Source organism: Microbacterium sp. Kw_RZR3 (assembly GCF_029222405.1).
Taxonomy (GTDB): domain Bacteria; phylum Actinomycetota; class Actinomycetes; order Actinomycetales; family Microbacteriaceae; genus Microbacterium.
In genome coordinates this window covers 22527-29166 of sequence record NZ_JARHXC010000325.1, presented here as the reverse complement: position 1 = coordinate 29166, position 6640 = coordinate 22527, and the positions used below count along the sequence as shown (strand labels likewise).

Annotated in this window: 6 protein-coding genes; 3 read left to right on the top strand and 3 right to left on the bottom strand. The window is 72.7% G+C overall.

Annotated features, from left to right (window positions below):
* The 3 genes from P2P98_RS17950 to mtnK all read left to right on the top strand — a co-directional run.
* A partial coding sequence (locus P2P98_RS17950; protein ID WP_275801633.1) for a sugar ABC transporter ATP-binding protein occupies nucleotides 1–1489 on the top strand: 1489 nt, incomplete at its 5' end.
* Nucleotides 1486–2532 carry an ABC transporter permease gene (locus tag P2P98_RS17945; protein WP_275801632.1) on the top strand — a complete coding sequence of 349 codons (1047 nt, stop codon included), beginning with the start codon at nucleotides 1486–1488 and terminating at the stop codon, nucleotides 2530–2532. The genes P2P98_RS17950 and P2P98_RS17945, both read left to right, overlap by 4 nt.
* Entirely contained in the window at nucleotides 2529–3725 is a 1197-nt protein-coding gene (gene mtnK, locus P2P98_RS17940) for an S-methyl-5-thioribose kinase (RefSeq protein WP_275801631.1), read from the top strand. Before P2P98_RS17945 ends, mtnK begins: the two co-directional genes overlap by 4 nt.
* Before the next feature lie 334 nt (nucleotides 3726–4059).
* Here mtnK and mtnB read toward each other — a convergent pair whose 3' ends face one another.
* From mtnB to P2P98_RS17925, 3 genes are read right to left on the bottom strand one after another with little or no spacing between them, the layout of a single operon-like run.
* A complete protein-coding gene (gene mtnB, locus P2P98_RS17935; RefSeq protein ID WP_275801630.1) occupies nucleotides 4060–4692 on the bottom strand; it encodes a methylthioribulose 1-phosphate dehydratase in 633 nt (210 codons plus the stop codon).
* Nucleotides 4689–5390, bottom strand: coding sequence for an acireductone synthase (gene mtnC / locus P2P98_RS17930; protein WP_275801629.1), 702 nt, complete (start codon nucleotides 5388–5390; stop codon nucleotides 4689–4691). The genes mtnB and mtnC overlap by 4 nt, the downstream gene beginning before the upstream one ends.
* Complete coding sequence (locus P2P98_RS17925) at nucleotides 5387–6565, bottom strand: hypothetical protein (protein ID WP_275801628.1); 1179 nt, start codon at nucleotides 6563–6565, stop codon at nucleotides 5387–5389. The genes mtnC and P2P98_RS17925 overlap by 4 nt, the downstream gene beginning before the upstream one ends.
* Nucleotides 6566–6640 lie beyond the last annotated feature (75 nt).

Here is a 6640-nt window from a genome sequence, read left to right as displayed (position 1 = left end):
ACGCTTTGGCAGCAATCAGGTGCTGCGCGACGTGTCGCTCACGCTCCGCCCGGGCACGATCACGGCGCTCCTCGGCACCAACGGCGCCGGCAAGTCGACCCTCATCGGGGCCGTCTCGGGCGCCAATGCCGCCTACACCGGCGAGATCGCGGTCGGTGGATCGACCCAGCGCCTGACCTCGCCCGCCCGCGCCCGTCGCGCCGGAATCGAGACGGTGCATCAGCGCATCGCCGACGGGATCGTCTCGGGTCTCAGCGTCGCCGACAACCTCGGGCTCACCGACTTCTCGAGCGCCGGGCATCGTGTCGTGCGCCGGATCGAGTCCGAACGCGTGGCGCGCGCCGCTCTCGAGCGTCTCGGCCTGTCGTGGTCCGACGAGATCCTTCGAGCGGATGCCGCCCGCCTGGGCACCTCCGACGCCCAGCTCGTGGTGCTCGCCCGCGCCCTGCGCTCGACGCCGCGCCTGCTGATCCTCGACGAACCCACCTCCGCCCTGACCTCCGCCGAAGCCGATCGCCTGTTCGCGGTGCTCCGGGTGCTTCGCGACGAGGGGCTCGCGATCCTGTTCGTGAGCCACCGTTTCGGTGAGATCGAGCGTCTCGCCGACCGGATCGTGGTGCTCCGCGACGGACGCATCGAGCTCGAGGCCGAGCGTCCGTTCGACTGGCACGCGGCCCTCGAGGCGATGCTGGGCGTCCCCACCGAGCTCCAACAGCACGTGGACGAGCCGCTCCCCGCGGGTGCGGAAGTCCTCTCGGTCGAGGGGGCGCGGCTTCTGCCCGGAAGCCGGCCGCTCGCGCTCGCGGTGCACGGCGGCCAGGTGACCGGCATCCTGGGTCTGCTCGGAGCGGGCAAGACCGAGCTCGCGGAGCTCGTGACGGGCGTCCGTGCAGATACCGAAGCGCGGTTGCGGCTCGACGGCAGCGAGTACCGACCGGCGGATCCGGCGGCCGCGCAGGCCGCAGGCGTCGTGCTCGTGCCCGAGGACCGCCAGCGTCAGGGCATCCAACCCGGGTGGTCGATCGCCCACACGGTCGGCCTTCCCGTGCTGCGGGCGCTGTCGCGCTTCGGCGTCATGGCTCCGGGCCGCGAACGCGCGGCCGCCGACGCCGTGGTCGAGGACTACGACGTCGTCGCCCCCTCGATCGAGGCCCGCGTCGACGATCTCTCGGGCGGCAACCAGCAGAAGGTCGTCGTGGGCCGCTGGCTCCGCACCGAACCGCGCGTCGCGGTGCTCGACGAGCCGTTCCGCGGCGTCGACATCGGCGCTCGCCGGCGTATCGGCACCGCCGTCCGCGAGCGGGCCGCCACCGGCGCCGCCGTGCTCGTGCTCTCGAGCGACGTCGACGAGATCCTCGAGGTCGCCGACCGGATCGTCGTCCTCGTGTCGGGCCGCATCGCCCTCGATACCCCGGCCGGACGGCTCGACCGTGCGCGCATCGTCGCCGCGCTGCTCGACGACCCCGGCCACCGGAAGGAAACCGCATGACCACCGCCCTCGCTCCGTCCCGACCGAGCGTCGGCTCCCGGACCGTGGATGCCATCGCGAAATGGGGCTTCGTCGCCGTCACGGTGCTGCTGATCGTGTTCTTCGCGGTCACCCAGCCCGCGTTCGCGACCCCCGAGAACATCTTCGGGATGCTGAAGTTCATCGCCCCGATCGGCATCGCCGGTCTCGGCGTGACACTCGCGATGACGGTCGGCGGCCTCGACCTGTCGGTCGGTGCCAACGCGGGCTTCGCCGTCTCGATCGCCGCGTGGACGATGGTCATCGGCAACCAGGTGGGCGGAATCGCGGTCGGCGTCGTGCTGCTCTCGGGAGCGCTCATTGGCGCGATCAACGCGGTGCTCATCGTGTTCGCGCGCATCCCCGACCTGCTGGCGACGCTGGCGACGATGTTCACCGTCGTGGGGCTCAAGCTCATCATCGTCGACGGAAAGTCGATCTCGTCGCAGATGACCCTCGACGACGGCACGACCGCGCCCGGCCGCTTCACCCCCGACTTCCTGTGGTTCGATCGCGGCTCGATCGGCCCCGTCTCGGTTCCCGTGCTGCTGTTCCTCGGCCTCACCGTCGTGCTGTGGTTCGTGCTCGACCGCACGCGCTGGGGACGCGCCCTCGCGGCGGTGGGGTCGAACCCCGAGGCCGCGCGGCTCGCCGGCATCCGTGTGAAGGCCTACCGCGCCGCGGCGTACATCGGCTGCGGCATCCTGGCATCCATCGCGGGTCTCGTGCTCGCCGCCCGCATCGGGCAGGGCGACGTCTCGGCCGGCAACAGCCTGCTGCTGGATGCCGTCGCCGTCGCGCTCGTGGGCGTCTCGGTGCTCGGCATCGGACGCCCGAACGCGTGGGGCACGGCTCTCGGCGCCGTGCTCGTGGCGGTCATGGTCACCGGGTTCTCGATGATGGGGCTGCCGTACTACATCCAGGACTTCGGGAAGGGCCTCGTGCTGCTCGTGGCCCTGCTGTTCAGCTTCACGTTCCGCCGTCGCAAGACCACCATCGTCGCCGGGAGCACCACCGCATCATGACTCTTCTCACCGATCAGCTGACCGTCGAGTCCGTCCCCGCCTACCTCGTCGCCCGCCCGCACCTGGCGGGGCCGGTGGATCCGGCATCCATCGTCTCGGTCGTCGAGGTCGGCGACGGCAATCTGAACCTCGTCTTCATCGTGAAGGATGCCGCGGGCAACGGCGTCGTGGTCAAGCAGTCGCTCCCGCACGTCCGTGTCGATCCGTCGTGGCCGCTCACGCGCGAGCGGGCGGCGCGCGAGGCTGTCGTGCTCGGCGTGCACGAGAAGATCGACCCCGCGCACGTGCCCGCGTTCCACGGCTTCGACGCCGAGAACCTCGCGCTGTCGATCGAAGACCTCAGCGACCACGCGGTGTGGCGCGGAGAGCTGATCGCGGGGCGCCTGCACCCCTACGCCGCCGCTGAGCTCGGGCGGTACGTCGGCGCCGTCGGATTCGCGACGAGCGTGTTCGGCACGCCCGGACCCGAGCGGCGGCGTCGCATCGCCGAGGCGACCAACCCCGAGCTCAGCGAGATCACCGAGGATCTCGTCTTCACCGAGCCCTACGTCGACCACGAGCACAACGGGTGGCTGCCCGCCAACGAGGAGGACGTGCGGGAGTTGCGCGCCGACCGGGCGTTCGTGCGCGAGATGGGGCTCGCGAAGCAGCGCTTCCAGGAGAGCACGCAGAGCCTCATGCACGGCGACCTGCACACCGGGTCGGTGTTCGTGCGCGCCGAGGGTGCCTCGGTCCGGGCGTTCGACTCGGAGTTCGGCACGTACGGCCCTACCGGCTTCGACCTCGGCGCCGTGTGGGCGAACCTCGTCATCGCGGCGGCGCGCGCGCACGTGCTCGGCCGGTCTGCCGCCGCCGAGACGCTGCTGCGGCTGCCCGTGGAACTCGTCGACGCGTTCGAGGCCGAGTTCCGGAGCCGCTGGCCCGAACGTGTAGACCCGCGCGTCTACGGCGACGAGGTGCTCGAACACACGCTGGCGCAGGTGCGGTCGGACGCCGCCGCCTACGCCGCGGCGAAAGCCGTGCGCCGCATCGTCGGGTTCTCGAAGGTCGCCGACATCCAGACGCTCCCCGAGCCCGAGCGCGCGGCCGCGGCGCGTCTCGTGCTCCGCGCGGCGCGGACGCTCGGCACCGCCCGCCTCGAGGACGCCGACCCGCGCGTGCTCACCGAGCGCACGGTGGCGTTGCTCGGCTGACGCGCGGGCGCGTGGCATCCGCCGTTCGGGGCGGTGGTGCCGGGTCGCCGCGTGCCGTGTGCCGTGTGCTGTGTGCCGTGCCGCCGCCGGGTCGCCGGGCCGCCGCGGGGTCGCCGGGCCGCCGCGCGGGGCCGCCCATAAACGCGATCCGCTCACATAAACGCGGGGAGCTCGTGTTTATGCGCGTGGATCGCGTTTATGCGTGCCGCGGCGCCCGCCCGACGGCCCCGGCCGCCCAGCAGCGCCGGCCGCCCAGCAGCGCCGGCCGCGCAGCAGCGCCCGCCGCACCGCGCCAAGCCGCCGCCCACCCGCGCGACCCGACGGCGCCCGCCGCTCAGCGCGTCGCGACGGCGAAGCGCAGCAGCCACTCCGTGATCTCGAGGTGGCGGCGCGCAGCGGCGACGTCTTCGCCCCACGCGTAGATGCCGTGGCTCGCGACGATGAGCGCAGGGACCTCGGGCACCTCGGCCGTGCCCGGGATGTAGACCTCGTCGAACCAGGCCGCTTCGACGGTCATGTCCTGGTGGTTGCGGATGACGGGAATCGTCACGGTCTCGTCGTGCGCGCGGTGGCCGATGCCCTTGAGCATCTCCATGTCGCGGATCTCGACGCCGCCCGGCCACCGGTGCCCGGCGACGACCGCGTCGAACGCGTGCACGTGGAACACCGCGTTCGCCCCGGTCCGGGCGGCGATGTGGGCGTGGAGTCCCGCCTCGGCGGACGGAGGCCGTGGGTCGCCGGGGTCGAGGGACTCGCCCGCGGCGTCGATCAGCACGACATCGCGGTCGGTGAGCTCGGACTTGTCGAGCCCCGACGCCGTCACGGCCAGCACGAGCGGGTCGCGGTCGACGACGACCGAGAGGTTGCCCGAGGTGCCGCGCATCCAGCCGTAGCCCGAGAATCGCGAGGCCTCGGCGGCGAGGGCGGCCCCGGCCGCGCGCACCCGCTCGGGTGCGGGCAGCGTCATCGCGAGAGCTCGATCTCGTTGAAGGATGCCACCGACGGCGCGGTGAACGATGCCCGGTGCCACGGTTCCCCGGCGCGGTCCAGCGCGACGACCTGCCAGCCGGCGGCACGCGCCGCGGTGACCTCGTCGGGGTGGTCGGTGAGGAAGAGCGCGCGCTCGGGGACGACGCCGAGCGCGGACGCGATGCGCTCGTACGACGCGGCCTCCTTCTTCGGCCCGGCGCTGACCGTGTCGAAGAAGTCCTCGACGAGCGGAGTCAGGTCGCCCTGTGGTGCGTGCCGGAACCACGGCACCTGCGACGCGACCGAGCCGGACGAGTACACGGCGAGCCGGATGCCGGCCTCGCGCCACTCCCGCAGCCGCGGCGGCACGTCCTCGAAGAACTGCGAGTGGATCTCGCCCGCGGCAAAACCCTCGGCCCAGATGATGCCCTGGATGGTCTTCAGCGGCGTCGACTTCACATCGGATGCCATGAGCCCGCGGAGCGCGTCGGCGACCTCGGCGTCGGTGGCGTCGGCATCCAGGCCCGTCTCGGCGATCGCGGCGGCACGGGCGGTGCGGACCGTCTCGTCATCGCGGCCGAGCACCTCGTCGAGGCGTGGGCGGGCGTAGTCGTACAGGTCGCCCAGGATGAATCCGGCGGCGCTCGTGGTGCCCTCGATGTCGAGCACGACCACGTCGGCGGAGAGGGAGGTCATTCGGAATCCTCGTCGGATCGGGCGTTCACGGGACGGAACGCGATGGTCTCGGGTTGAGCGGTGGATGCCACGGGGGCGGGGTTCTCGCGCGAACGGCGCCGGCGCAGCGCCGGGGCGGGAGGCTCGGCGGCGCTCGCTTCGGGATCGGTCGAGAAGTGCTCGCCGACGCGGGAGGGCTCGAACGTGCCGCGACTGGTCGCGATGCGGGTCACGAGACGCGGCGGGGTCACGTCGAACGCCGGGTACCAGGCCTCGGTGACGAGCGGGCTTGCCGTGCGGCGGCCCAGCACCTCGAGAACCTCGGTCGGGTCGCGGTCTTCGATGACGACGTCGTCACCCGTGGGCGCGCCCGGGTCAGGGGCCTCGATCATCGCGTAGTACGGGATGCCGAACGCCGCCGCCGCGGCCGCGTGCGCGAGCGTGCCCACCTTGTTGACGACGGAACCGTCGAGCGCGACACGGTCGGCGGCCGTCACGACAGCGTCGATCGGTCCGGAGCCGACGCCCCGCGGCGAGGCGAGCGCGGCGGCTGCCATGCCGTCGGTGATGAGCGTGACTCTCTGGTCGAGCTCGCGCAGCGAATGCGCTGTCAGCCGCGCGCCCTGCAGGTAGGGCCGGGTCTCGGTCGCGATCCACTCGATCTCGCGGCCGGCTTCGCGGGCCGCGGTGACGAGTCCGAAGAGGTAGGCGTCGGCCCAGCAGTGCGTGAGGATGCGCGGCGACTCCGGCAGCAGAGAGAGGGTCGCACGGCCCAGGCGCAGGCTCGCCTCGCGGTAGTCGCGGTCGACGGCCCGGGCCGTGTCGAGGGTGGCGGAAACGAGGGCGTCGGTGTCGTCGGCATCCCTCCCCGCCTCGAGGATCCGGGCAACCGCGTCGCGCGGGTGGGCGTTCGTCGGACGCGCGGTGGCCAGGGAACGACCCGCGCGACCGAGCGCCGTGCGCGCCTCGCCGAGGGGGAGCCCGCGCGCCTGCAGCGCGGCGAGGCCCATGCCGGCGGTCGCGGCGTACAGCGGCCCCGAGCTCTGCGTCACCATGTCGCGGATCGCCGAGGCGACCTCGTCGGGGGTGGTGGCATCCACCCATTCCACGCGAGAGGGGAAGACGCGGCGATCGAGGATGCGGACGACACCGGCGGCTTCGTCGAGGACGACGGAGTTTTCGAGGGTGGCAGACATCGCCGTAATCCTCCCACGGCCCGCCGACACGCGCCGTGCGGATGACGCCGCGCGACGTTCGGCCGCGGCCGCGCT